19 protein-coding genes are annotated in these 23,068 nt (G+C 56.9%); 11 read left to right on the top strand and 8 right to left on the bottom strand.

What is annotated here, in order from left to right; translation table 11 throughout:
• Positions 1-43: 43 nt before the first annotated feature.
• From GTQ55_RS04465 to glpQ, 7 genes are all read left to right on the top strand, one after another.
• Positions 44-1,348, top strand: a complete 1,305-nt coding sequence (locus tag GTQ55_RS04465; protein ID WP_161857651.1) for a hypothetical protein — start codon at positions 44-46, stop codon at positions 1,346-1,348.
• Positions 1,338-2,420 carry a vWA domain-containing protein gene (locus tag GTQ55_RS04460; RefSeq protein WP_161857650.1) on the top strand — a complete coding sequence of 361 codons (1,083 nt, stop codon included), beginning with the start codon at positions 1,338-1,340 and terminating at the stop codon, positions 2,418-2,420. The genes GTQ55_RS04465 and GTQ55_RS04460 overlap by 11 nt, the downstream gene beginning before the upstream one ends.
• Positions 2,417-3,418: a vWA domain-containing protein gene (locus GTQ55_RS04455; protein WP_161857649.1), complete on the top strand. Its 1,002-nt coding sequence runs from the start codon at positions 2,417-2,419 to the stop codon at positions 3,416-3,418. Before GTQ55_RS04460 ends, GTQ55_RS04455 begins: the two co-directional genes overlap by 4 nt.
• 49 nt (positions 3,419-3,467) lie before the next feature.
• A complete protein-coding gene (locus GTQ55_RS04450) occupies positions 3,468-4,124 on the top strand; it encodes a hypothetical protein (RefSeq protein WP_237567825.1) in 657 nt (218 codons plus the stop codon).
• 67 nt (positions 4,125-4,191) lie between these two features.
• Positions 4,192-4,866, top strand: a complete 675-nt coding sequence (locus GTQ55_RS04445) for a hypothetical protein (protein WP_237567824.1) — start codon at positions 4,192-4,194, stop codon at positions 4,864-4,866.
• Positions 4,867-4,911: 45 nt separating this feature from the next.
• Positions 4,912-6,363, top strand: coding sequence for a M48 family metalloprotease (locus GTQ55_RS04440; protein ID WP_161857647.1), 1,452 nt, complete (start codon positions 4,912-4,914; stop codon positions 6,361-6,363).
• Between the two features lie 172 nt (positions 6,364-6,535).
• Positions 6,536-7,660: a glycerophosphodiester phosphodiesterase gene (glpQ, locus tag GTQ55_RS04435; protein ID WP_161857646.1), complete on the top strand. Its 1,125-nt coding sequence runs from the start codon at positions 6,536-6,538 to the stop codon at positions 7,658-7,660.
• A gap of 34 nt (positions 7,661-7,694) precedes the next feature.
• Here the strand turns inward: glpQ and GTQ55_RS04430 are convergent, their stop codons facing one another.
• Both GTQ55_RS04430 and GTQ55_RS04425 read right to left on the bottom strand, forming a co-directional pair.
• On the bottom strand, positions 7,695-9,590 hold the full coding sequence (locus GTQ55_RS04430; protein WP_237567823.1) for a sensor domain-containing diguanylate cyclase: 1,896 nt from the start codon (positions 9,588-9,590) through the stop codon (positions 7,695-7,697).
• Between the two features lie 430 nt (positions 9,591-10,020).
• On the bottom strand, positions 10,021-10,800 hold the full coding sequence (locus GTQ55_RS04425) for an enoyl-CoA hydratase (RefSeq protein ID WP_161857645.1): 780 nt from the start codon (positions 10,798-10,800) through the stop codon (positions 10,021-10,023).
• Positions 10,801-11,115: 315 nt separating this feature from the next.
• Between GTQ55_RS04425 and GTQ55_RS04420 the strand changes: the two genes are divergently transcribed.
• The gene (locus GTQ55_RS04420) at positions 11,116-11,898 is read left to right on the top strand and encodes a tryptophan 2,3-dioxygenase (RefSeq protein ID WP_161857644.1); all 783 of its coding nucleotides are present in this window, start codon (positions 11,116-11,118) and stop codon (positions 11,896-11,898) included.
• Between the two features lie 79 nt (positions 11,899-11,977).
• Here GTQ55_RS04420 and GTQ55_RS04415 read toward each other — a convergent pair whose 3' ends face one another.
• Together GTQ55_RS04415 and GTQ55_RS04410 are read right to left on the bottom strand one after the other, a co-directional pair.
• Positions 11,978-12,403: an ExbD/TolR family protein gene (locus tag GTQ55_RS04415; protein ID WP_161857643.1), complete on the bottom strand. Its 426-nt coding sequence runs from the start codon at positions 12,401-12,403 to the stop codon at positions 11,978-11,980.
• Positions 12,404-12,569: 166 nt separating this feature from the next.
• Positions 12,570-13,040: a methylglyoxal synthase gene (locus GTQ55_RS04410; protein WP_161857642.1), complete on the bottom strand. Its 471-nt coding sequence runs from the start codon at positions 13,038-13,040 to the stop codon at positions 12,570-12,572.
• A 269-nt stretch (positions 13,041-13,309) separates the two neighbouring features.
• Here GTQ55_RS04410 and GTQ55_RS04405 point away from each other — a divergent pair, with 269 nt between their 5' ends.
• A complete protein-coding gene (locus GTQ55_RS04405) occupies positions 13,310-13,741 on the top strand; it encodes a hypothetical protein (RefSeq protein WP_161857641.1) in 432 nt (143 codons plus the stop codon).
• Between the two features lie 144 nt (positions 13,742-13,885).
• On the opposite strand, the gene GTQ55_RS04400 is transcribed toward GTQ55_RS04405, so the two are convergent.
• Entirely contained in the window at positions 13,886-14,803 is a 918-nt protein-coding gene (locus GTQ55_RS04400; protein WP_161857640.1) for a hypothetical protein, read from the bottom strand.
• 123 nt (positions 14,804-14,926) lie between these two features.
• On the opposite strand from GTQ55_RS04400, the gene GTQ55_RS04395 reads away from it, so the two are divergent.
• Positions 14,927-15,778: a hypothetical protein gene (locus GTQ55_RS04395; RefSeq protein WP_161857639.1), complete on the top strand. Its 852-nt coding sequence runs from the start codon at positions 14,927-14,929 to the stop codon at positions 15,776-15,778.
• Between the two features lie 113 nt (positions 15,779-15,891).
• Here the strand turns inward: GTQ55_RS04395 and GTQ55_RS04390 are convergent, their stop codons facing one another.
• The 3 genes from GTQ55_RS04390 to GTQ55_RS04380 all read right to left on the bottom strand — a co-directional run bounded on the left by GTQ55_RS04390 (position 15,892) and on the right by GTQ55_RS04380 (position 21,380).
• On the bottom strand, positions 15,892-19,053 hold the full coding sequence (locus tag GTQ55_RS04390) for an efflux RND transporter permease subunit (RefSeq protein WP_161857638.1): 3,162 nt from the start codon (positions 19,051-19,053) through the stop codon (positions 15,892-15,894).
• Entirely contained in the window at positions 19,050-20,288 is a 1,239-nt protein-coding gene (locus tag GTQ55_RS04385; RefSeq protein ID WP_161857637.1) for an efflux RND transporter periplasmic adaptor subunit, read from the bottom strand. Before GTQ55_RS04385 ends, GTQ55_RS04390 begins: the two co-directional genes overlap by 4 nt.
• A 390-nt stretch (positions 20,289-20,678) precedes the next feature.
• Positions 20,679-21,380: a cyclic nucleotide-binding domain-containing protein gene (locus GTQ55_RS04380; RefSeq protein WP_161857636.1), complete on the bottom strand. Its 702-nt coding sequence runs from the start codon at positions 21,378-21,380 to the stop codon at positions 20,679-20,681.
• Between the two features lie 467 nt (positions 21,381-21,847).
• Here GTQ55_RS04380 and GTQ55_RS04375 point away from each other — a divergent pair, with 467 nt between their 5' ends.
• Positions 21,848-23,053: a TonB family protein gene (locus GTQ55_RS04375; RefSeq protein ID WP_161857635.1), complete on the top strand. Its 1,206-nt coding sequence runs from the start codon at positions 21,848-21,850 to the stop codon at positions 23,051-23,053.
• The last annotated feature ends 15 nt before the right edge of the window (positions 23,054-23,068 follow it).

The following is a 23,068-nucleotide window of genomic DNA, read 5'->3' as shown; positions in this document are numbered from 1 at the left end:
GCCAGGGAAATGGCAGCCCGGACAAGGGAAAACAGGAGCTTCCATGAGCAAAGGTGTACTGGATATCAACGATTGCGGTCTACGCGTTTTTGACGGCAATAACGAAGTACTGGAAAGCCCGGGCGTTGCGATTATCAACCGCCATGAAATTATTACGGGCACTGGCGCACTGATGCGTGCACGCAGCCACCCCACGCAGGTCAACCACCAGTTCTGGCGCAGGCTCAGCCTGGAATCGGTCAAATCCGATAATGAGGGGTGCCGCCATCACGCAGACCTCGCCTTCTGTCACCTCAAGCACATCGCCGAACTGTGCGACCTGCCGGACGAAATCGCCCTCGCGGTACCCGGCAATTTCACCCGGGAACAGCTCGCACTGCTTCTGGGTGTCATCAAGGAGAGTCCGTTCAACGCGGTCTCCCTGATCGATGCCGCCACTGCCTGTATCAGCAGCTGTGCGCCGCGCGGCGTGCACCTGCATATCGAATTACACCGCCACCAAACCCTGGTAAGTCGTGTGGTGGTGCATGAGCAGGCCGAGCTGGATATTGCAGAAACCGTCACTGACGCAGGCCTTCAGCACTTCCAGGAAGCCTGGGCACGTATCTTTACCGATGCGTTCATCATGCAGTGCCGGTTCGACCCACTGCACTCTGCGGAAGCCGAGCAGCAACTCTACGACATGCTGCCCCAGTGGATCGCCCGCGCCATGCGCCAGGGCGAAGTAATGGCGGAGCTGGATGACCGCACCGCCAAAGTCAGCTTGCGGCAACTTCAGGACGCCAGTACGCCGATCCTGTCGCGAGTCCGCGCAATGATCGAAAACCTCAGCGAAGCCAACAGTGTGGTGTTTGTCTCGCACCGTTGGGCGGAAATTCCCGGCGGAGCCCAGCTCGCCGAACGTATTCACCTGCTGCCGCACAATGCCGTGGCGCAGGCCGCGGAGAAGCACTGGCAGGAGGTACACAGCGAGAGCGGCAACCTGCGTCTGATCAACGCACTGAGTGCCGCCCCCGCTACCGAGGTCGCGGTACAGGTCAATGCGGCCGCGGAAGCCGGTGCAACCCATCTGCTATATGGGCACCGTGCGCTCGCGGCACAGCAGCCACTATTTGTGAGCTGGCAGGAGGGCAAGCTGAATCTCACCCCCACGCCGCCATCCCATCCAGCAGCGACAATCACCAATCACGCCGGCCGCCTGGCCATGCGCGTGGACGCTGGCGCACAGCTCATGTTGAACGGCCAGGAAATCTCAGCGCCGGTCAACCTCACCGCCGGCGACCGTATCGGTGCGGAAAATTTTGACGGCGTAATCACTGCGATCAGTGTGGAACACTATGGCGCGTAAAAACCGGCGGTTTTCCGCCTTCAGCCTGTCGTTTCTGGACATCATGTCCTGTGGCTTCGGTGCCGTTGCGCTGATCTTCCTGATCATCAAGCACGGTTCCGACACCGACATCGAAGCTGAAAACCAGGACCTGGCAGCGGAAGTAAACCTGCTACAGGAGGAGGTCCAGTTTGGCCAGGAGCACCTGGTGCTGGCCCGCAATACCCTGGATACAACCAGTGATGAACTGGCCACAACCCAGGGCCTGGCCCGGCGAATCATGGAGCAGATCGAGGAAGTGAAGGGCAATATTGCCGAAGTCGACAGCAGTACCGACGAAATGGATGTTGCCCGTCTGCAGGAAAAGCTCAAAAAACTGGAACAAGCAAAGAAGCAGCTGGAAGCGGAAAACAAAAAGCTTGGCAACAATGTGCGCAAGTTTGTCGGCGATGGCGACAGACAGTATCTCACTGGCCTGCGCCTTGGCGGCGACCGCATTCTGATTCTGCTGGACTCCTCCGCCAGTATGCTCGGCGATGAACTGATCAAGGTAATCCGCACGCGCAATATGTCGGATTCGGTGAAAAGAGATACCGAAAAATGGCGCCGTGCCAAACAGACCGTATCCTGGCTCGTTTCACAGTTTCCTCAGGACAGCCAGTACCAGATCTACACTTTCAATACCGGATTCCGCGCCGCCATCGTCGGCACGGAAGATCGCTGGCTGAACGTGGACGACCGCGGCCAGATGGACGACGCGATGAAAGCACTGGACACCATCGTGCCCGAGAACGGCACCAGCCTGGAACGTATTTTCAACGCGGTGAACAGTATGTCTCCCCTGCCGGACAACATCATCCTGATCACTGATGGCTTGCCGACCCAGGGAATGAAGGCACCGCGCGGCAATACGATTTCCGGTAAGGACAGGCTAAAGCTATTCCGCAAGGCCGTAGACGCACTGCCCAAGAGTATCCCGGTCAACATCGTCCTGGCCCCCATGGAAGGCGATCCCTTCGCCGCCAGCGAGTACTGGAAGCTGGCCATGGAAACCCAGGGGTCTTTCCTCGCACCTTCTAAGGACTGGCCATGAGTAGACGTAAAAAAAGGCAACAGGAAGAGTTCAGCATCTCGTTTCTGGACGTGATCTGCTGTGGTTTCGGCGCCATCGTGCTGCTGTTGATGATCGCCAAAACCGTGGAGCCCATCGTGCTGGAGGAGGCAGAACTGGATCTCGACGGACAGGTCCAGGAGCTTCAGCAGCAATTGGCAGAAATACGTGGAGAGACCTCGGTGCTGAACCGGGATCTCAACGCCAAGAAAGAGCAGCTCGATATCGAAACCAAGCGCATCGCAAAACTGAAGGGCGAACTGGAAACACTGCAGGCCCAGTACGCGCGCAAAACCGAGGGCGAGACCGAGGAAGGCAAACTCAAGGGTGAGCTGACCATTGCACTGCAGACAATGACCGATGAAATGAAACGATTACTGGGAGAAAACTACCAGCGCAAGAACAATGTCATCGGAGGCATCCCCGTCGACAGCGAGTACATCCTGTTCATCATCGACACCTCCGGCAGTATGTTCAACTATGGCTGGGACCGCATGATCGAAGAAATGGTCAACACCCTGAATCTCTACCCCAATGTGAAGGGCATTCAGGTGATGAACGACATGGGGGATTACATGTTCTCCAATTATCGCAACCGCTGGATTCCTGACACCCCCGGGCGCCGTAAGGCTGTCCTCTCCCGGCTTCGCTCCTGGAATCCGTTCAGTAACTCCAGTCCGGTCGAGGGCATCCAGAAAGCAGTACGCACTTTTTACGACCCCAACAAGAAAATCAGTATTTATGTATTGGGCGATGAATTCACTGGAAAATCCATACGCAACGTGATGATGGCAGTTGATCGTGTGAATGCACAGCGGGGCGAAGAGCAACGGATGGTCCGAATCCATGCCATTGGCTTCCCGATTCAGTTCTCACGCCCCCTGCATCTGCAGACCACGGGATTGCGTTTCGCGGCATTGATGCGCGAGCTTACCTACCGGAATGGTGGCACTTTCGTGGGTCTCAACGACTTCCGCTAAACGAAACAAACAGAGACAACATGGGTTGGGAGAAACCCAGGAGTAAACAATGAATCGCTTGTTAAAAGGAATTAGTGCGATCAGGTACCTCGCCCTGCTGGTGGTGACAGGCCTGCTAGCGGCCTGTGCCCATACCGTCTCTGTCGATGGCGAATTTCCCACGCCCGTGGGGGATCCACACCCACTCACCGTGGGAGTCTACCTGAGCGATGACTTTCGCCAGTTCACGTACAGCGAGAACCGTGACGATCGCGACGAATGGAACATCAACACCGGGCGCGCGCAGAAAAACCTGTTCGAGACCGTGCTTGGGTCCATGTTCAAGGAGACCGTCAATCTGGCCCAGTATCCGGCCAACCTTCCCCAGGGCCTTGATCTGGTCATCGTTCCGGAGGTACGGGAACTGCAGTTCACTATGCCGCGGGAGACCCGGGTCAATATTTTCGAGGTTTGGATAAAGTACGACATGCACGCCTACAACCAGCAGGGCGATTCCGTCGCAGATTGGGTGATCACCGCCTACGGCAAAACCCCAACGGCTTTTCTGAAATCCCAGGAAGCGGCACTGGCACAGGCGATCAATGTGGCACTGAGGGATGCCGGGGCCACCCTGTATACCGGGTTTGAGCGGGTTCCTGAGTTGCAGGCCTTTATCGCCAACAAGCAACGTGCCTTGAGCATGAAGCAGACCAACGACGACGAATAACTTCCACAGGATATTGGGAGTTCCATTCGCGAGTGACGCTCGCGAAAATCTCATGGAGGATGTATCGGTGAAATTCCTGAGTGCTTTTTTTTCGGTTTCTGTGCTGGCACTACTGTCCAGCGGATGTACCACTGTGGTAATCGACGAGTATCGTCGCAGCGCCGGCGAGCTGGCGTTGGGCGACTCGGTGGTAATACTCGGCCGCCGCCACTCAAGTGATTACGAGACTGAGCCCGATCTGATCGATTGTGTGGGCCAAACCCTGCACAACCCCAAGGCCGGTGTGAATGTGATTCCCGAGCGGCAGTTTGTCGACGCACTCTACCCGTGGTTTGAGCCGCGTACCGCCCCCATGCACATCAAGTCTCTCGACAAGCTGATGGATATACCCGACGTACGCGATCGTATGGCCCAGTACGGGGTCAAGTACATCGTCTGGATCGACGGTTCCACCGAAACTACATCCAGCGCAGGTTCCATCGGCTGCTCTATCGGCACTGCCGGCGCCGGCTGCTTCGGCTTTGGAACCTGGGATAAAGAGTCCGACTACGAAGCCTCGGTCTGGGATTTCCGCGAACAGCAGCTATCCGGAAAGATCAGTGCAGACGCACAGGGCACGTCCTATATGCCGGCCATCGTGGTACCGATCCCGCTGATTGCGCGGGTGCAGAACAACGCCTGCAAAGGTATGGCGGCGCAACTACAGGAGTTCCTGTTGCCGCCGCAATCCGCCAGCCGCTAACGCGCCGGTGATTCTGACTGCAGACAATAACGACAGGAGACCCAGATGCACACGCTCATCAAACTACTGGCAGCCATTCTGCTGGCCACGGCAACCGGCTGCGCCTTTAATCCGGCGACTAACCGGCCGGACCTGGTGCTGATGTCGGAAGAGAAAGAGGTCAAGATCGGACGCGAAATGCACGAGAAACTCGTCGCCAGCACCCCGATCTACAACGACCCGATCCTTACCGCGTATGTGGAGCACGTCGGCCAGAAAATCGCCAAGACCAGCGACAGGCCCGACCTCACCTACCACTTCACGATTATCGACAGTCAGGATATCAATGCTTTTGCGCTGCCCGGCGGCTATGTGTATATCAACCGTGGGCTGCTGACATATTTGCAGTCAGAAGCGGAGATGGCGGCCGTACTCGCACATGAGGTGGGTCACATCACCGCTCGCCACGCGGTGCGCCAGAAGACGGCGGCCACAGGCGCCGGCGTGGCCTCGGTGCTCTCGGTTCTGGTGACCGGTAGCGGTGTGGTTGGTGATGTCGCCAATCTGTGGAGTACCGCAGCGGTGAAGGGTTACGGCAGGGACATGGAACTGGAGGCGGACCGTTTTGGCGCCCAGTACATGTACAACGCGGGCTACGATCCACAGTCGATGATCAATGTGATTGCACTACTGAAAGATCAGGAGACTTTTGCCCGCCGGCGTGCCCGCGTCGAGGGCAAAAAGCAGCAGTCCTATCACGGTGTATTCTCGTCCCACCCCCGCAATGATGTGCGACTGCGCGAGGTGGTAGAAGCCGCCGGCGCACTGCCGGAAGACAAGAAAATCACCAAGGTGGAGTATTACCGGGAGAAAACCGAAGGCATTGTGTACGGACAAAATGCTCAGGAGAGCGAAAAAAATCGCTTCAACCACAAGAGCCTGGGCTTTTCAATGCTGTTTCCGGAGGGCTGGACGGTGGAAAACCAGCGCACCGCAATTGTGGGTATCGCCCCGGACAAGTCGGCAAGTCTGACGATCAAGGTGGCCAAGCGCGATGGCAATCAGCCCGCGGATATGGCACTGCGTGGTGTGTACGACGTGCGCAGCCTGGAGCAGGACGAGGCGCTGAGTCAGTACCGCCTGGAGGGGCATACGGGTAAACTGCCGGTCAGTGGTGAAGATGTACCGGAGCGGGTCGCGGTGCTGTTTTACGGTAGCCGCCAGTACATCCTGGAGGGACGCGTCAGTGAAAAGCCGTCGGATTCCGAGGCGCAGAGCGAATATGACAACCTGTTCTTGACCAGTATTCGCAGCTTCCGCCCGCTGCGGAAAACAGACATGGTGAAACCGGATATCAAGCGGGTCACCTACGTTCAGGCGAATGACAAAACCACCTTTTCCTCCCTCGCGCGGCATATGGAAATTGGCGAATACGCGGAGGAGCAGCTTCGCCTGCTCAATGGCTACTACCCGCGCGGTGAACCCAAGCCTGGTGAGTGGATCAAGATTGTGCGGTAACCACGCCGGGTGGGCGTGTTCCAGAACGCCCACCCGGTGCCCGGGTTCCGGTCCACCCCGCAGTTCCTCAATGTTGCAGAACCATTAAACACAACGCAATTTCGGCCCCGACGGTTTTCACGCTTTCTGACTCGCGGTATGTTTAGGCAACCATTCAAATCAGACCGTTGCCATGTACCCGAAGCCAAGTGTATTGCTGCTGTTTTCCTGCCTGCTATCCGCCGCTCTTGCCCTTTACCCGCTCCAGGGATCCGCAAGCGGTAAACACCCCCCCATCGTAATCGCCCACCGCGGCGCTTCCGGGTATCTACCGGAACACACGCTGGAAGCAAAGGCGCTGGCTTACGCAATGAAAGCCGACTACATCGAGCAGGATCTTGTATTGAGCAAGGACAATCACCTGATCGTCATGCACGATATCTATCTGGATAACATTACCGACGTAACAGAGAAGTTTCCCCGCCGCGCCCGTGAAGATGGGCATTTCTATACAATCGACTTCACCCTCGCCGAACTTAAAGAACTACAGGTCTCAGGACCGTTTTTACCGGCAATCGGACACAACGTTGCGAAATATTCAGGGCGTTTCCCGCTGTGGAAATCACGGTTTGAGCTGGCGACCTTTGAAGAAGAACTGGAATTGATCCAGGGACTGAATCAGTCGCTGGGTTATGACACAGGCATTTATCCGGAGATCAAAAAACCGTATTTTCACCGCGCCGAAGGCAGGGATATATCCCTGAGGGTACTGGAAACCCTCAAGCGCTACGGTTATACATCGAAAAGCCAGAAGGTCTTCGTACAGAGTTTCGATGCGGAAGAATTACAGCGCATCAAACGTACCCTGATGCCGCAGCTGAAAATCGACCTGCCACTGGTACAGTTGATTGCAGAAACCCGTTGGGGAGAGAAACGCCTGAAGGTCAAAGGCCAATGGGTGAACTACGACTACGACTGGATGCTCACCACCAAGGGGCTGGAAACGATTGCCGAATACGCCGCAGGTATTGGCCCGTGGTTTCCCATGCTGGTGGAGCAGGCATCCGATAATGGTGCGTTCAGGCCCAATGCGACAACGACAACGGCCCAAAAGCTGGGACTGAAAGTACACCCGTTTACGTTTCGCGCCGACCCGCAGCAGGTACCCGGCTCCATTGGGAGTTTCGAGGATCTGGTAGGGCTATTTGTAAACGAGGTCAGGGTAGACGGGGTATTCACTGATCACCCCGACAAGGTGCGCAACTATATCGCCGGTGCACAAGCAGACAGGGCAGCCCAGGAGAAAGCAGCACGGTAAACCTGCGCTGCTCAAGGGTCTTTCAAGGACCTTTTCAGGCGGGTTCCGGCTTCGGTTCCGCGTCGATGCTTTCCGCAGGTTCAAGCCCGGCCACTGAACTGCCGGCGATACCCTCAGGCTGATCTTCCACGCGGTATTCAACCACCATATTCCGGCCGCGCTCCTTGGCGCGGTACAGAGCCTGGTCTGCCTGACGCAGCAATTTTTCCAACGTGTCCCCTGGTTCGCTGTGCGCGACACCAATACTGGAGGTGAACTGGACCCTACCACCGGGACAATCCAGGCTAACCTGAGTGATATTGTCACGCAGGCGCTCGGCGGTATGCAGTGAGTCCGGCTTGGTCTCGATGATCAGTAGCGCAAACTCTTCGCCACCGAGGCGACCAAATACGTCGGTTTCGCGAATTTTCTTCTGAATCGTCTGGCTGAACAGGCGCAGCGCCTCGTCACCCACACCGTGGCCGTGACTGTCGTTGATGGCTTTGAAGTGGTCGATGTCAAACATCAACAGGCTGACCGGCTCCCCCTTGCGCTGGGCGCGCTTGATCCCCAGCGCGGCCTCTGCGAGAAAGCTGCGACGATTACGGATACCAGTAAGCGGGTCGGTGCGCGCCTCCTGCTCCGCCTGCTGCTTCGCCTTTTCCAGCTCCTCGGTACGCGCACGCACCAACCCTTCCAGCTCGACCTTGGATCTCTCCAGGTGGCGGCGGTACTGGCGCTCCGATTCGAGCCCCTGCAGGCGCACACGGCGCAATTTGATCCCCATGGCGGCCATGATGGTGACCATTTCGATAAACGAACTTAGCGGTGGCAGGTAGTAGTTGACCAGGTTGTGCTCCACGTAACCAAGGTCACGCAGGGCCTGGTAAAAGAGCCCCGCAAGCAACAGCGTCCAGCCCAGAGCGAAAACCGCTGCCTCACTGGAACCCTGGCGCCAGCGTACCAGAGCAATAAAAGTAGAGGCCGGATAAAGTAATAGTGCGAAAGTGATACTGAGAAGTGCCACCTCCTTGATCTGAAACAGCGCACTCAGCAGCAACACACTGGCATTGAGCATCATTAAAATCAGAATGTAGTCGAGCCTGGGCGTGTACTTTCGCGTCTGCAAAAACAGACGGTCGAACATCACTCCGCAAAGAATACTCACCGCACCGGTGGCGGACATATAGCTCCAGTGAAACTCGCTGCGAAGTACGTACTGGTGGGTAAAACCCATGATCGTGCCCCACGCAACGATTTTGGAAATACCGTATACGAAATAGGCAAAGAAACTGGATTCACCAGTGGTCACTCCGACAATCAGGGAGAACAGGGAGATCAGTGCAATGCCACCGAACAGGAAAGCCAGTATGGCCGTTTCCCCGGTATGGGATTTGCTCAGTTCCTCGGGGGCCCAGATTCGCATGGAGGGGAATACGAAACCGACCTCCTCCGAGTCAAACCGCACCAGAAATTCCAGGGTCTCGCCCGCGCCCAGGGAAACCGGAACCACAAACCGGTTGTGAAACACGGGGCGTGCGGAAAACGGCGCGCCCATCGACAGGTCCGCAATTTCGGCAAATCCAGCCATGGAGACAGCGGGGCGTGCATAGGCCTGAAGCTGTATCAGCTGGTGATCCACATATTCCAGGTGCAACGTCACCGCTTTCGGCGCACTGTTGCGGAGCGCAAAGTAGGACCAGTAGCTCCCTTTCTGTAGCCCGGTAGAGCCCGCGCTCTTGAGGGGGTGGAAAGCACCGTCGGCAAGTGCCCGCTGCGCGGCTTCAAGCTTCGCAGTCCCGGAAGTATCGTGCCAGATGGCACCCTGGCCAGTACGCAACCGTCCATCCTCGCCGGCCTTGACCACAACCGGCTCCATGGCAATCCCACTATCCGCCAGCGCAATCGCAGAAACCAGCATCAGCACAGAAATAACGATAGTTCGCAGCATGGACGTAACAGGTGTGGGGAAAGAGGATGTTCGGAAAATATGAGGCGCAGTAATCATGGTCCTGAAAACCAGGTTGGCGCAGACATTCTGCGCGAATATTGAACCCCACCTGTTATTGGATCTTATCTTTTGGACGTCCGGTGAGGATACCCCGGAGCTTGTGGCTGGCCGGGAAACGTTGAGAGTGAAAGTGTACCGGCTCACGGCACGATAATCATGTCCCTTTTTTCACTGGTATTTAACAAATCAGCCAATCTGCCCTGGAAGCAATATACCGTTAGCCCGAAAGGGCCATGGTGCAATACGCGCCCACTGCTCGCAGGCTGCCCGCCACAAAATAAAAAAGGCCGCCCCGAGGCGACCTTGCATGAGATTAATTCAATTTTCCAGGCGAGAGCCCCAGAGAGTCAACTCGCCCTGATGCGCGGGCTCAATCGAACTTGGAGAAGTCCGCCGGGCGCTTTTCCATAAACGCGGTGGCCGCCTCACGAAATTCATCGGATTGCAGCCGGCTCTGGAAGTGGCCCGCCTCCTCCCTGATGGCCGCGAGCCCGTTTTCCAGAGTACCCTGCCGGAGCAGCTTCTTGGTCAGACGAACCGCCTCTGGCGCCTTCTGAACAAGCTCCTTCGCATACTCCCTGGCTCGGCCCAGTGCCTCACCGGCGAATACAACCTCGTTGCAGATATTTACGTCCGCAGCGGTCTGGGCATCAAATTTTTTCCCCAGCAGTAAAAGTTCAGAGGCTTTGGCGTGCCCCATGATCCGCGGCAACAGGAAACTGGAGCCATATTCCGGACAGAGCCCCAGATTGACAAATGGCATCTGGAACACCGCATGATCGTCGGCGATTGCAAGGTCACAGTGGAGCAAGAGTGTGGTGCCAATCCCCACCGCCGGCCCGCTGACCGCAGCCACCACCGGCTTGGGAAAGTTGTACAGCGCCGACATGAACTGAAACACCGGTGACTCTTCACCGGAAGCCGAGCCACCAAGAAAATCCCCCAGGTCATTGCCACTGGTAAATGCACCACTGGTGCCGGCGAGAATGACTACCCGCACACCCGGATCGCTGGCGGCACTGTTCAGTAGCTCCGCCATCGCGGAGTACATGGCCATGGTGAGGGCATTTTTGCGCTCCGGGCGATTGATTGTGATTTCCAGTACCCGGTCGGATACCTGGGCCTGAATTTCTGCACATGAGCTCTGCATAGCGGACTCCGCGTTTGTGTGATTATCACAGGGTTTTGCACTGGCAAACGAGCGTTATGACCAAATAGACAAATTATGGTCACAGTGAACAAGTCACTAGTTTAGCCACTCACACTCGCCGCACGAGGTCCAATTCGACCAGTTTGGGTAACGTATTGTACATGGAAGGAATTAAACGGAGTTTTCCAACCCGCCGGCACAAGACCTTATAATGCGGCCACAGTTTGGCGAATTTACGCAATTTCAGATTCATATTCCTGTGAATACCGGTACAGTCGTTTCGGTCGCAGGAACAGGCAAAGGAAGTACCACACCATGACCGTGACATACAGTTCCTACCTCAAGGTAGACGACCTGCTGAAATGCCAGCAGCCGCTCTCGGAGGGCCCGGAACACGACGAACTGCTGTTTATTGTCATTCACCAGAGCTACGAGCTGTGGTTCAAGCAGTTGCTGCACGAGCTCGATTTCCTCGTTCGGCTGTTCAATGCCGGCGAGCGCAACCGGGCGCTACATACCCTGAAACGGGTAGACGCCATCTATCGCACCCTGATTCAGCAGGTAGATATCCTGGAAACCCTCACACCACTGGAGTTCATGTCCTTCCGCGACCGCCTGTCCACCGCCAGTGGCTTCCAGTCTTATCAGTTTCGCGAACTCGAGTTCCTGTATGGCGCCAAGGACTCGACCAAGCTTGAGAATTACGAGCCCGGATCCGATCACTACCTGCGCCTGCAAAAGCGCCTGCAGGCCCCCACCCTCTGGGATGCGTTCCTGCGCTTTCTCGCCCATGAGGGGCATGAGATCCCGGCCGCCGTACTGGAACGGGACTTCAGCGTAACGGCTGAGCCGTCAACTGCGGTACAGAAGGTTCTGATTGACGTATACCGGAATGACCCGCTGGTAAGCGATATCTGTGAGGCTCTGGTGGATATCGACACATCCCTGCAACAGTGGCGCTACCGGCACGTAAAAATGGTGGAGCGCACCATCGGCAGGAAAATGGGAACCGGTGGATCCAGCGGGGTAGGCTACTTGCAGAGCACCCTGTTCAAGCCGGTATTCCCGGATTTGTGGGCGATCCGCTCGGAGTTTTGAGCGGCGAAGACCATTCTACAGGCATAAAAAAAGCCAGCAAATGCTGGCTTTTTCTTCGATGGGCTGCGTCGAAAGGAAATTATTCCTTTTCGAACGGCACCAGGGAAACCTGAATGTTCGGGTTTACCTCTTTCGCCGCATCGGCAATTGTCACGTAAGTCTCCGCACTGGACTTGTTGTGCGCACGAACAATCACGATCGCCTGCGGGTTTTCCGCAAACATCTGCGCGATACGAGCGCGCACAGCACGGCTATCGATGCGGTTCTGGCCCATCCAGATCTCATCGGCAGAATTCACTGTGATCAGGATATTCTGCTTGTCGGGGTCTGGTGGAGTCTGTTCCGTCTGATCCGGATCCGGCACGTTCACGTCCAGCGCCTTCTCTTTTACGAAGGATGCCGTAACGATGAAGAAGATCAGCATGATAAACACGACGTCCAGCATGGGCGTCAGGTCAATATCGGCCTTTTCTTCTTCTACGGCCTTACCGCGTCGTCTACTCATAAAACACCGTACAGTTTTTTAATACGAATTCGCCGGTTCCCCGGTCTAATCAGGTGGGGAAGATTGCCGGGAAATGGCCATCAATGCAAGTGCAACCTGCTCACTCCGGCCATATCCCTTGCAAATCAAGGGGTTAGTAAGCTCCCCCAACCCGAAAGCTCACAAATCATACAGCCAATTCGTCCTTTCGCGCTGCCAGATAGCCTTGATAGTCAGGTATCTGCCGGGGAAAACTCCGCGTCATCAGCTCTGACTGGATGATCATATCGGCACTGCTCGCGTTACAGGCCACCGGGATATTCCACACCGCGGCGATTCGCAACAGCGCCTTTACATCCGGGTCGTGCGGCATGGGCTCGAAGGGATCCCAGAAAAAGATCAGGATATCCACCTCGCCCTGGCATATCTTAGCCCCCAGCTGCTGGTCACCGCCCATGGGGCCGCTGAACAGTTGCTCTACCGGCATCCCGGTGGCCGCCTCGATCTTGCTGCCGGTGGTGCCGGTACCCAGCAGGTGATGCTGCTGGAGAACGCTCTGGTGCTTGTGACACCACTCAATCAGTGCCGACTTGCGGTTGTCGTGCGCTACCAAAGCGATGCGCTTCTGCGCAGCGATCGGCTGGTCTATGTAATCCACGTGGCCCCCAGGGAAATTTTGGTCAACTCAATAATGTACTCCGGGTAAACGGTCTCCAGTATGAGGATGGCCGAGACCGTGAGGTACCGGGTGATTATGCTAAATTCCGCGCCCTGCATCCATTTGTACAGATGCCCCGCCCCGGGCCCGGCAAAAGCCCCCCCGGAGCGCACCCGAAATGCCGGGTAGAGCCCCGGCGCGGGGCAGGTATAATCCGCACCATTAAATGCATGCCTGCTATTCGCATGCCTACCTATATAGGAGAGAGTATGAGTGTCGGCGCCTGGGAACCAGACAACCAAGCATCCAACGACCAGTCGCGCACGGAGATTGATCGCGCAGTGCTGCAACGGATTATCGATGCCGTAAGCGAAGCGAGCGGAGAGAGCAATGACATTGAGAGTGCACCGGATCTCAAATCTTTCGCGCAGGATCTGCAGTCTGCCAACTGGCTTGCGGGCTTGCCCGCAACCCAGTGGCTGGAAGAGGCTCCCAACTGGAATAGCACCCAGGTCTGGGCGCTGATCCGCTTCTTCACTCTGGCCGAGATGCAGCTACAGGACTGGCAGGGGGGCGCTGAGTCTCCGGTCATTCCGCTGGCGAAATCCCTGCGTCAACGAAAGATGCCCCTGCAGCGGGAGCAATTGTTGTGGATTCGACAGCATTCCGACAACCGGTACCTGCCCTACGGCCCGCTGTAACCCCCCCCCGCTAATCGGCCATCCACTTCCTGAGTGTTTCCCTGTAGAAAATCTCCGGGGAAGGCGGCTAAAAGCAGAAAAGGCGTAACGGGTTCTCCGCTACGCCTTTTTTATGTGAGTAAGTGGCCTCCAGGGAAAACCCAATCAGTCTTCCACCCGAAACAGCTGGCTGCGCAGCAATTCCACACTCGCAGGTTCCCGGTAATTCGCCGCCAGCTCGCGCCAAAGGATGTAACCCTCTCGGTCAATTAACCAAGCACTGGGGCGCGCCGCGTCCCTGACCCAGGGCCGTAAAATAAACGGCGCAGCGGACCGGGCCACAAACGATGAGCTAGCCTCCCCACTGACATCCAGCTGCCGCAGCTGACTATCTTCCCGATACTTCTCTGCACCGGAAGGAATCCGCCCCGCTGTATTCCCAACACCAACATTCCCCCCAACAAACACAGAAGGGTCTGTAGCGTATGGCGCGGGCCATTTGAGTTCTGGTTGCGTACTCAACAGAAGTAAACCGATATTGCGACGCGTCAGATCCGGCAATAGCGCCCGTATCTGGTGCAGCTGGCTCCGGCTATCAGCACAGTAGCTCCCCCGCAGAAACACCAAAAGTACGCCGTCCAGTCTCCGCTCACGGCAAAACGCGGCAGCTCGCCAATTTTCACTCCCCTCAATCTCCAACGGCGGAAATTCCGTATCCAGAGCAGGCATTTTCGGGTGACGCACTGCGCTCAGATGGTAAAGATAAGCCAGAAGTACGAACAAATTGGCTATCGCCAGATAAACCGGCAACCCTCGCTCATTGTCCGCCAGCAAAACAATTGCCAGCCCCATCAACACGCCGGAAAAAGCGCCCGGCTCACGCAAATCACCCGCGATTTTTCCGGGATACAAATAGCGCACCAGCATCCAGATCGGTAGCGCCCAAGCATTAATTAAAAGCCCTAACCAGGCCGTCGGTGAATTACTCCCATACCCGGTTGCGATCGCGTAAATGGCTCCAAATCCACAGAGCAGCAACCAGAAAAAGCCGATAAATGTAAAAAAAACCTTAAATTTATTCATTACAGAGTAAAAACACCCTTAAAACACTTGCATTCAAGTATATAAATAAGCTGCAATTAGCGCGATGAATTCCACTCATCCAAAATAACACCTAAATACTAAATTTAGATACAGGGATATTTTATGGCCGCACGTAAAAAAGCCGCTGCTACCAAAGTGAGCGCCGTAGCGAAATTGGAAGCGGAACTCGCCTCTTTGAAAAGCCAGCTTGAAAAGGCTCGCAGCACCCAGGAAGCCGATGCGAAGAAGGAAGCCGACAAAGCTTCCAAGGAAGCTGACAAGGCTGCTCAAAAAGCACAGGCTGCCGCTGCCAAGGTGAAAGCCGCTCGCGCTAAAAAGAAATCCGCTGCTCAGCAGAAGCAGCTGAAAGCCGCCCAGACCGCAGCCGCTGCGGCCAAAAAGGTCGCTACCGCCGCCAAAGCAGTCGCAAGTGATGCCAAGTCCAAGCTGGCAGCCATCAGCTCCGACAACGCCCTGGCAACCAAAGTTGCCAAGGCTGTAGCCAAGGAAGAGGCAGCCATCACCAAGAAGCTGGCTGCCGCCGAGAAGAAAAAAGCCGCTGCTGCCGCCAAGAAGGCCGCTGCTGCTGCCAAGAAGAAAGCTGCCGCTGACAAGAAGAAAGCTGCTGCTGCTGCCAAGAAAGCCGCTGCTGCTGCCAAGAAGAAAGCTGCTGCCGCCAAGAAGAAGGCTGCCGCTGCGGCCAAGAAGAAAGCCGCTGCTGAGAAGAAAAAAGCCGCTGCTGCCAAGAAAAAAGCTGCTGAAAAGGCCAAGAAAGCCAAGGCTAAAGCAAAGGCAGCCGCCAAGAAGAAGCCTGGCCGTCCGGCAAAAAAAGCTGCGACTAAAACCGCTGCTAAAAAGCCAGGTCGTCCGGCCAAGTCCTCTGCAGCCAAGAAGAAGCCGGGCCGTCCGCCCAAGTCCTCTGCTGCCAAGAAGGCTCCCGGCCGCCGCGGTCGTCCGCCGAAAGCAAAATCCTAAGCTGTCATTTCTGGCAGACGGAACGAAAAAACCCCGGCATGCCGGGGTTTTTTCGTTAGTGGGGGCAGAATGACACCCCCATTTCACGCCTTCTCTCTTTCTTTGCTTACCTACTAGCTCTCACCTGCAGTCCGGTCTCGACCGGGGACAATCTGCCGCACCCAGTCTCTTACTGCGGAAGGTAGTGCCAGCATCACCGGAGTGACGATCAGCGTCAGCAGAGTGGAGAAAGTGAGCCCGTAAACGATCGCACTGGCGAGCTTCACCCAGAACGAGGCAATCACCCCATTCACCACCACTGTGCGCCCCAACATATCCACACTCGCTCCGAGCGCCAAAGGCAACAGCCCCAGGATCGTGGTCGCGGTGGTGAGGAACACTGGCCGCAACCGCTGCGCCGCTGCCTTTACCGCAGCGGCGCCGTGGCTCATTTCCGGCTCTGCCTTGCGTACATAGTTGTAGGTGTCGATCAAAACAATATTGTTGTTCACCACAATACCCGCCAGCGCCACGATACCCACTCCGGTCATGATCACACTGAATGTACTCTGGGTCAGGGTTAACCCCAGCATTACACCTGCGGTAGACATAATGACGGAGGATAAAATCAGTGCAGACTGATAGAAGCTGTTGAACTGGGTCACCAACAGGATAAACATCAGGAACAGCGACAGTGAAAACGCCACCTGGAGAAAGACCAGGGACTCGTTCTGATCTTCGTCGGCGCCGCGGAACAAGAGCTCTACACGATCATCCATCGGGTGATCCGCCAGCCACTGCCGGATTTCCCGCACTTTGTCATCAGCCAGTACACCGTCTTCTACGTCCGCCTTCACCTGCATTCGGGTGATACCGTCGATACGCTCAATCTTGTCGACTTTGGGGCCTGGGACAGTGGTAACAAAACTGCTGACAGGCACCGCACCGCCGGGAGTATTCACCTTCAGCTCATCCAGTGCGGTTATGCCGCGGACGTAGTCGGGGTAGCGAATACGGATATCCACTTCCTCATCGGAGTCATCGGGTCGGTATTCCGCCATCAATACCCCGTTGGTAACCAGCTGAACAGCACGTCCCACACCGGTCAGGTCTGCCCCATACAGTGCAGCCTTGGCCCGATCCACCTTCACCTCCCACTCGATACCCGGTAGCGGCGCGGTATTGACGACATCCCGCAGGCCATCGAACTCACCCTCCAGCGCCTGGTGCAGGCGCTTGGTTTCCGCCAACAATGGGGCGTAATCACGGCTGCGCAATTCCAGCACGATGTCCTTGCCTATCGGAGGACCGCCTTCAAATTCATTGGCCGTGATTTTGATTCCGGCGAAATTGGCAGTGCGCCTGCGAATATCCGCAAATATCGCTCCACTCTTGCGCTCGCGCTCCATGGAAGGCAGAAGCTCCACCAACAGGTTGGCAATCTGGTCCGGTGATTTCTCCGAGTTACCGGAAATCCCCCCAGAACCAATGGCCGAATACACAACCCGCACCTCGGGAACCTGCATCAGGGCCTGCTCCACCTGTGCAACGAGGACTTTCTTTTCTTCAATCGAAAGGTTGCCCTGTGCCCGCACCTCCACGTTACCGTACTGCTCTTCCGTCTCCGTGAAAAACTCTACACCCGGGTTGAACTTGTTGAATGCGACGAAGATACCAATCAGCACCAGAATGGTGGCGGCAAAAGAAAGGAAGGGGTGACGCACTACCGGGTCCAGCATACGCGCGTAGACACCGGTAACGCCGGCCAGCCCGGTTGGATCTCCGCTCTCCAGCTGCTTGAGATATTGCTGGTCCTGCAGGCCCATATTGCTTTTGCCAAATACCGAACCCAATACCGGCGCAAAAAACAGTGCATACACCAGGGAGCCCGCCAGCACCGAAAATACCGTTACCGGCAGGTAGCGCATGAACTCGCCCACCACCCCCGGCCAGAAAATAATCGGCAGAAACGCGGCGAGTGTCGTGCCGGTAGACGCCATCACCGGCCAGAACATACGGCGCACCGCAATGGAATATGCCACCCGCGCCGACAGGCCCTCCGCCATTTTGCGGTCAGCAAACTCGGTAATAACGATGGAACCATCAATCAACATGCCGAGGGCCAGCAGCATGCCGAACATCACCATAAAGTTGAACGAGTAGCCCAGATACCAGGTGATAATGCACCCAAACAGCAATGAAAACGGGATACCGAAACCGACCAGCAAACCCGAGCGAAACCCGAGCGCGGCCACTACGATGATCATCACCAGCAACATGGCAGTGAGGATATTCCCCTCCATCTCACTGACCATATCCCGCGCCATTTGCGACGTATCGAATACAAAGTCGACCTGTACCCCGCGCGGCAGATATTCACGTTCGGCGATGACCACCGCACGCACGGTATCTGCGAGGTCAACTGAGCTGACCCCCGTGCGTTTTTCCACATTGATAGCGAGGCCCGGGCGCCCATTTACGCTGGTATAGCTGGTGGCGTCTTTAAACGTGCGGCGGATATCAGTGACCTGCCCCAGAGTCACCACACCGTGCTCGGACTGTTTCAGCGGGATCTGATACACGTCCGCAGCAGTTTCGATCAACCCCGGGACCTTGACAGAGAAGCGCCCCTTACTGACATCCATTTCCCCCGCCGGAATCAGCAGGTTATTACCGAGCACCGCGTTGATCAGCTCGCCACTGGTAATCTGGTAGTGCTCCAGGCGCACCGGGTCAATGATGGCTTCCACCACCTCTTCCCGGTTGCCGTTGATCTCGGCACTCAGTACTTCACTGATGTTTTCGATTTTGCGTTTGAGCAGCTGCGCGCTGCGCAGCATCTCCCGCTCACCCATTCCCTCACCCGCGAGCGTCACCACAATCGCGGGGAATGGCTGTGCAGAGGCCTCCTCGACGATGGGCTCATCCGCATCCCGAGGCAGCTCCGCTTTCGCGCGGTCGACGGCGTTACGAACGTCATCCACCGCGATATCGATGTCCACTGCCGAGTCAAACTCGATCACCAGATACACCAGCCCCTCGCGCGCGTTGGCAATCACCTCCTCTACCCCTTCGAGGGCTCGAATCTCCTGCTCAAGGGGACGAACCAGCAAGCGAACCCCGTCCTCCGGGGAAATGCCCTCGTGCCTCACCTGAACGATCACGATGGGCGGGCTTACTTCAGGGCTGGATTCCACCGTCATCGCGCCACGGGCAGCGATCCCCATAATGACGATCAGCAACATCAGACTGATGCTGCTGCGAAACCGGTCTACGGCACTGTCCAGTAGCTTCATTGCTGAGGCTCCTGGGCCTTCGCGTCGACCTGCTGCGTCGCCACGTCAGCGGTGGGCTCAATCAAGCTGGTCCCGGAGAGCAACGCGGCCTTATCCGTGGTGTCCAAACCCGCCGCAGGAGCCGGCAGGTCCCCTGCGGATGCTTCGAACTCCACCATAACCTGCTCCCCCTCACTCACATATTCCTGCCCCACAGTGATCAGCAGTGGTCTCGGCGCCAATCCGGTAACCCAAACACCGGCATTTTCATCACTGACAAGCTCTACATTCACAAACCGGACCCGGTGTTCCGCATCCAGGGTGCGAACTCCCAGCTGTCCGCGGTCGTCCAGGGTCAGAAGCGAGGAATTGATTCTGTGTGCGAGCACCTCCCCCGTAGGCAGTGCCATGCGCGCGCTGATTCCGCTGCGCAAAGCGCCTTCGGCATTCGGCACAGCAACCTCCACCCGGTAGGCGCGGGTGACCGGGTGTGCCTGCTGGCTCACGTAGCGCAAATGCCCCTCTATTAATTGCCCCTGCTGCAACTGGGCACTGGCCTGGCCGCCCGGCTTCAGTCGACCTACCTGTGATTCTGATACTTCACCCACAATCAGCATCGGATCGAGGTCCAGCACAGTTGCACATTCTTCACCGCGACGGATAAAGTCACCCAGCTCTACCGCGCGACTGTTGACCAGACCATCGAAGGGCGCGCGGATCTGGAGATTTTTGACATCCACCTGTGCACGCTTGAGCTCGGCACGGGCATTCGCCAGCGCCACTTCCTGCTGCGCCATGGCCGCTTCAGACTGCAGCCCACGCCCCTGCAATTTTTTGGCTCCGGCATAATCGAGCTCGGCCTTGCGCAGGGTCGCCCGCGCCCGCGCCAGTTTTTCTGGCCGGTCTTCTGCTGCGACCTCACAAATCACATCTCCTGCAGCCACGCGCTGGCCTTCGGCTACCGGAAGCGCGGCAATAACGCCATCCAGCTCGGCACGCACCTGAACACTGCGATTGGCCTCGGTGCGGCTGTTCACCACTACACGGGTGATGTATGGCTGAGCCTCCAACCTGCGCGCCTTGACCGTTATCGCCTCAGCGGTCGGCCTCTGCGTGCTTGCAACCGGGGCACTCCCCCGCGCACTCTCATTCCCGCCGGAAAGGAGGCCACTCAGCAGCCACACAACAGCAACAAGGGTGACAATTGCAGCGATTCGGTAATTGCGCTGCCGCCAGAGAGATACCAGAAAATTCATACCTGCATAATTCCTGTGCATTCGGGAAGCGTACGGTTCGTGGGCCGGATCGCCCTTTGGGAGGTGGAAGTGTACGCATTTTATGCGCGATAGGATCAACGTGCAGTGGTGAAAGCTGCCGAATTGCGAAATCAATAGGCCTTAGAGTGGCCACAGGCTCACCTTGCTGTATCTCGAAACAGAAACACCAGCCGCGTACAGGCAGCGCCAAGTAGTTTGACTGCCCGGCCATGTGCCAATGACCAGGCTTTTGACGGAAGGGAAAGCCCTTGCGGGAAGATGGGGAAAGCAGGTGGTCGAACCACCACCGCGAGCAAGCGGAAAACGGGGCTGAGCCCCCGTTTCCCCGGCAATGGGGATGGCGGGGGTGCTCAGGCAGTTAAGCGGGGTTTAGGAGAGAATCGACTCGAGAAAGTTCGTCATGTCAGATTCCTCGGCGGCCAGTTGACCGCTGCCGAACTCGGCATTCCAGTCCAACAGGATCCGCGCCAGGTCGCGCGCCTGCCCGGCCAGAGCAACCAGTTCCTCTTTACTGTTTTTCGGCCCGGTATAAAGTTTCAGGCGGCGATGGCTATTGGCCAGCTCGTGGGCAGGGTATTTGGAGCGATACACCTCGAGCTTCCAGCGCAGTGAATGCACCATGTTGCGATAAAACACGAGCTTGGTCGGCAGGTGCAGTAGTGAAAAATCCTCGAGGTCACCAAACAGGGTGCAGTCCACGGCCAGTACCTGAACCTCCTGCCCGACCGGCGCCGCAACAATAGTCGCGCTACGCGGCTTCGCCAGTAACATGGAAAGGTCCCCAAAGACTTCTCCGGGGCGAATCACCGCCAGGGGCCGCTCTTCGCGGGCCGCTGCATCGTCATCCACGTGCACGTGTAATTCACCGCGCAACAGAAAATAGACCCACTGATCCACATCACCCGCATGTAGCAGCGCCTCGCCCGGGGCCAGAGTCGAAAGGCGGGAGCGTTTTAACAACACATCGTACTGCCATTCACTGGTAGCACGAATATCGCGAAACAGATGTATGACATTCAGGAGGCGATCTACCGCATCCCGCGGGTAGTCACTGAGCGGCTTGTAGTTCATGAAACTCTTGGCTTAATCGTATTGTGCGTATTTGTATTTATATGCTGGTATCACCGGCTACCGTACTACCGGGGGGAAATTCGGACCAGTTCCCAGCGTTTCGGTGGCGCAGCGACAAAACCCTGCCTGTCGCGAGTGCACCATTCGATGCCGCATTCTAGGCTGAAAGTGACCGCTGTCTGCCCCACCATTTCCCGGATTTGAAAAAACGAGACATTTTACCCATTTCAGGGTTGAACTCCGTTGCAGTTGCAGTAGAGTTGAGCAGAGCCTCGGTTAATATAAGCCAAAACTGGATGAAAAATACCCACCAGTTTTCAGGTCAATGATCACGAGGCCTCGTACCTTTCGGGGGGAAGGTGCGATCGAAGCAGCTGGAAATTTTTCTGGGGTATTTTGATTGATTTTTCAGCGCTTTATCTGCCGGGTTCAGCCCATCCGGCTTTCAAATAGATACCAAAGCAAAAATGAAAACGACCAAACTCGTCATTGCCCTGCTGTTGTTCGCTACGGCCCTGGCTGCAAAAGCGGCTCCGCTGCTGAACGGTCTCGCTCTGGAACAACAATTCAATAAAGATCAATACATCGCCGCCGTATACTCCGAGCAGCTCTCCGGCGATGCCAGTGCACTGCTCAACAACAGCATGCCTCGCAGCCTGGAGGTTCGCGTCATAGCCGATCGCCTCTCTGCCCGCCGCTTCCGCAATCAGTGGATGGAAGGCATTGCCATCAACAATCCAGGTAGCGTACTCACTGGCCAGGCCGAGAACATGGTGACCTTTGCCAACCTGTTCAAGGGCCGGCTGATGGCCGGAGACCGACTCCGCATCGACTTCGCCGCAGATACAGGCACTACCTCGGTATCCCTGAATGACATCATGCTGGGGATGATCGAGGACCGCGAATTCTTCAACACCCTGCTGCGCGCCTGGATTGGCCCGGTGCCGCCGTCCACGGACTTCCGCGACGACCTGATGGGATCCGGTGAAGTCAATTCGGGCCTGCTGGCCACCTACGAAGCCCTGCAGCCTGGTGCCGAACGTGTAGCCCAGGTTGCCGCCATGGCTGACGTGCAGGAAGCCACGCAAGAGCAAGAGGCTTCGGCGGCAGCGCCGGAGCCCAAGCCAGAGCCGGCTCAGGTCGCCGCTGCGAGCAAGCCCAAGCTTACCCCCGACATTCCGCCACCCACCCTGGCCGCCATCGGCGCACCGGCAATCGCGAAACCGACGCCGATAGGCGCAGGAGCCAAACCGGCGACTGCCGCAGCGCAGACCTCCGAGCCCAGACCACTGAAGCCGACCAAAACGCGCCCAGCGACGCCGATGGAAGAAGACGAACTGGAAGAAGAGGAAGAGGCTCCGCTTACCGCCAACATGATTCTGGCGCGCCAGATCTACCATTCCATGTTGCTGCGCCACACGTTCAAGCATATCCGTTACCCGAAACGCGCCCAGGAGCGCGGCCAGGAAGGCAGCGTTCGCCTGAATGTGACCATCGATAGCAAAGGCAACGTCAAGAACGTTCGCACCCTGCAGGAATCGCGCTATGCCAGCCTCAACCGGGAGGCCCTGGAGGCGGTGGAACGTGCCGGCCCCTTCCCGGCCACTCCAGACCAGCTGAATATCGATGAGTACAAGTTCTCAGTCCCCATCACCTTCCGCCTCCCGGATTAATCCGGAAAGGCCCAG

The organism is Microbulbifer hydrolyticus (assembly GCF_009931115.1).
GTDB classification, from domain to species: domain Bacteria; phylum Pseudomonadota; class Gammaproteobacteria; order Pseudomonadales; family Cellvibrionaceae; genus Microbulbifer; species Microbulbifer hydrolyticus.
Note: the sequence above shows the minus strand (reverse complement) of the source record. Positions and strands in the feature narration are given on the sequence as shown.

Bases quoted from the DNA above. Each gene is read 5' to 3' on its own strand.
- GTQ55_RS04385 (WP_161857637.1), bottom strand. From the start codon at position 20,288: ATGAATTTTCTGGTATCTCTCTGGCGGCAGCGCAATTACCGAATCGCT.
- GTQ55_RS04425 (WP_161857645.1), bottom strand. From the start codon at position 10,800: ATGCAGAGCTCATGTGCAGAAATTCAGGCCCAGGTATCCGACCGGGTA.
- GTQ55_RS04390 (WP_161857638.1), bottom strand. From the start codon at position 19,053: ATGAAGCTACTGGACAGTGCCGTAGACCGGTTTCGCAGCAGCATCAGT.
- glpQ (WP_161857646.1), top strand. From the start codon at position 6,536: ATGTACCCGAAGCCAAGTGTATTGCTGCTGTTTTCCTGCCTGCTATCC.
- GTQ55_RS04400 (WP_161857640.1), bottom strand. From the start codon at position 14,803: ATGAATAAATTTAAGGTTTTTTTTACATTTATCGGCTTTTTCTGGTTG.
- GTQ55_RS04460 (WP_161857650.1), top strand. From the start codon at position 1,338: ATGGCGCGTAAAAACCGGCGGTTTTCCGCCTTCAGCCTGTCGTTTCTG.
- GTQ55_RS04405 (WP_161857641.1), top strand. From the start codon at position 13,310: ATGAGTGTCGGCGCCTGGGAACCAGACAACCAAGCATCCAACGACCAG.
- GTQ55_RS04375 (WP_161857635.1), top strand. From the start codon at position 21,848: ATGAAAACGACCAAACTCGTCATTGCCCTGCTGTTGTTCGCTACGGCC.
- GTQ55_RS04455 (WP_161857649.1), top strand. From the start codon at position 2,417: ATGAGTAGACGTAAAAAAAGGCAACAGGAAGAGTTCAGCATCTCGTTT.
- GTQ55_RS04450 (WP_237567825.1), top strand. From the start codon at position 3,468: ATGAATCGCTTGTTAAAAGGAATTAGTGCGATCAGGTACCTCGCCCTG.
- GTQ55_RS04440 (WP_161857647.1), top strand. From the start codon at position 4,912: ATGCACACGCTCATCAAACTACTGGCAGCCATTCTGCTGGCCACGGCA.
- GTQ55_RS04465 (WP_161857651.1), top strand. From the start codon at position 44: ATGAGCAAAGGTGTACTGGATATCAACGATTGCGGTCTACGCGTTTTT.
- GTQ55_RS04380 (WP_161857636.1), bottom strand. From the start codon at position 21,380: ATGAACTACAAGCCGCTCAGTGACTACCCGCGGGATGCGGTAGATCGC.
- GTQ55_RS04415 (WP_161857643.1), bottom strand. From the start codon at position 12,403: ATGAGTAGACGACGCGGTAAGGCCGTAGAAGAAGAAAAGGCCGATATT.
- GTQ55_RS04430 (WP_237567823.1), bottom strand. From the start codon at position 9,590: ATGCTGCGAACTATCGTTATTTCTGTGCTGATGCTGGTTTCTGCGATT.
- GTQ55_RS04395 (WP_161857639.1), top strand. From the start codon at position 14,927: ATGGCCGCACGTAAAAAAGCCGCTGCTACCAAAGTGAGCGCCGTAGCG.
- GTQ55_RS04420 (WP_161857644.1), top strand. From the start codon at position 11,116: ATGACCGTGACATACAGTTCCTACCTCAAGGTAGACGACCTGCTGAAA.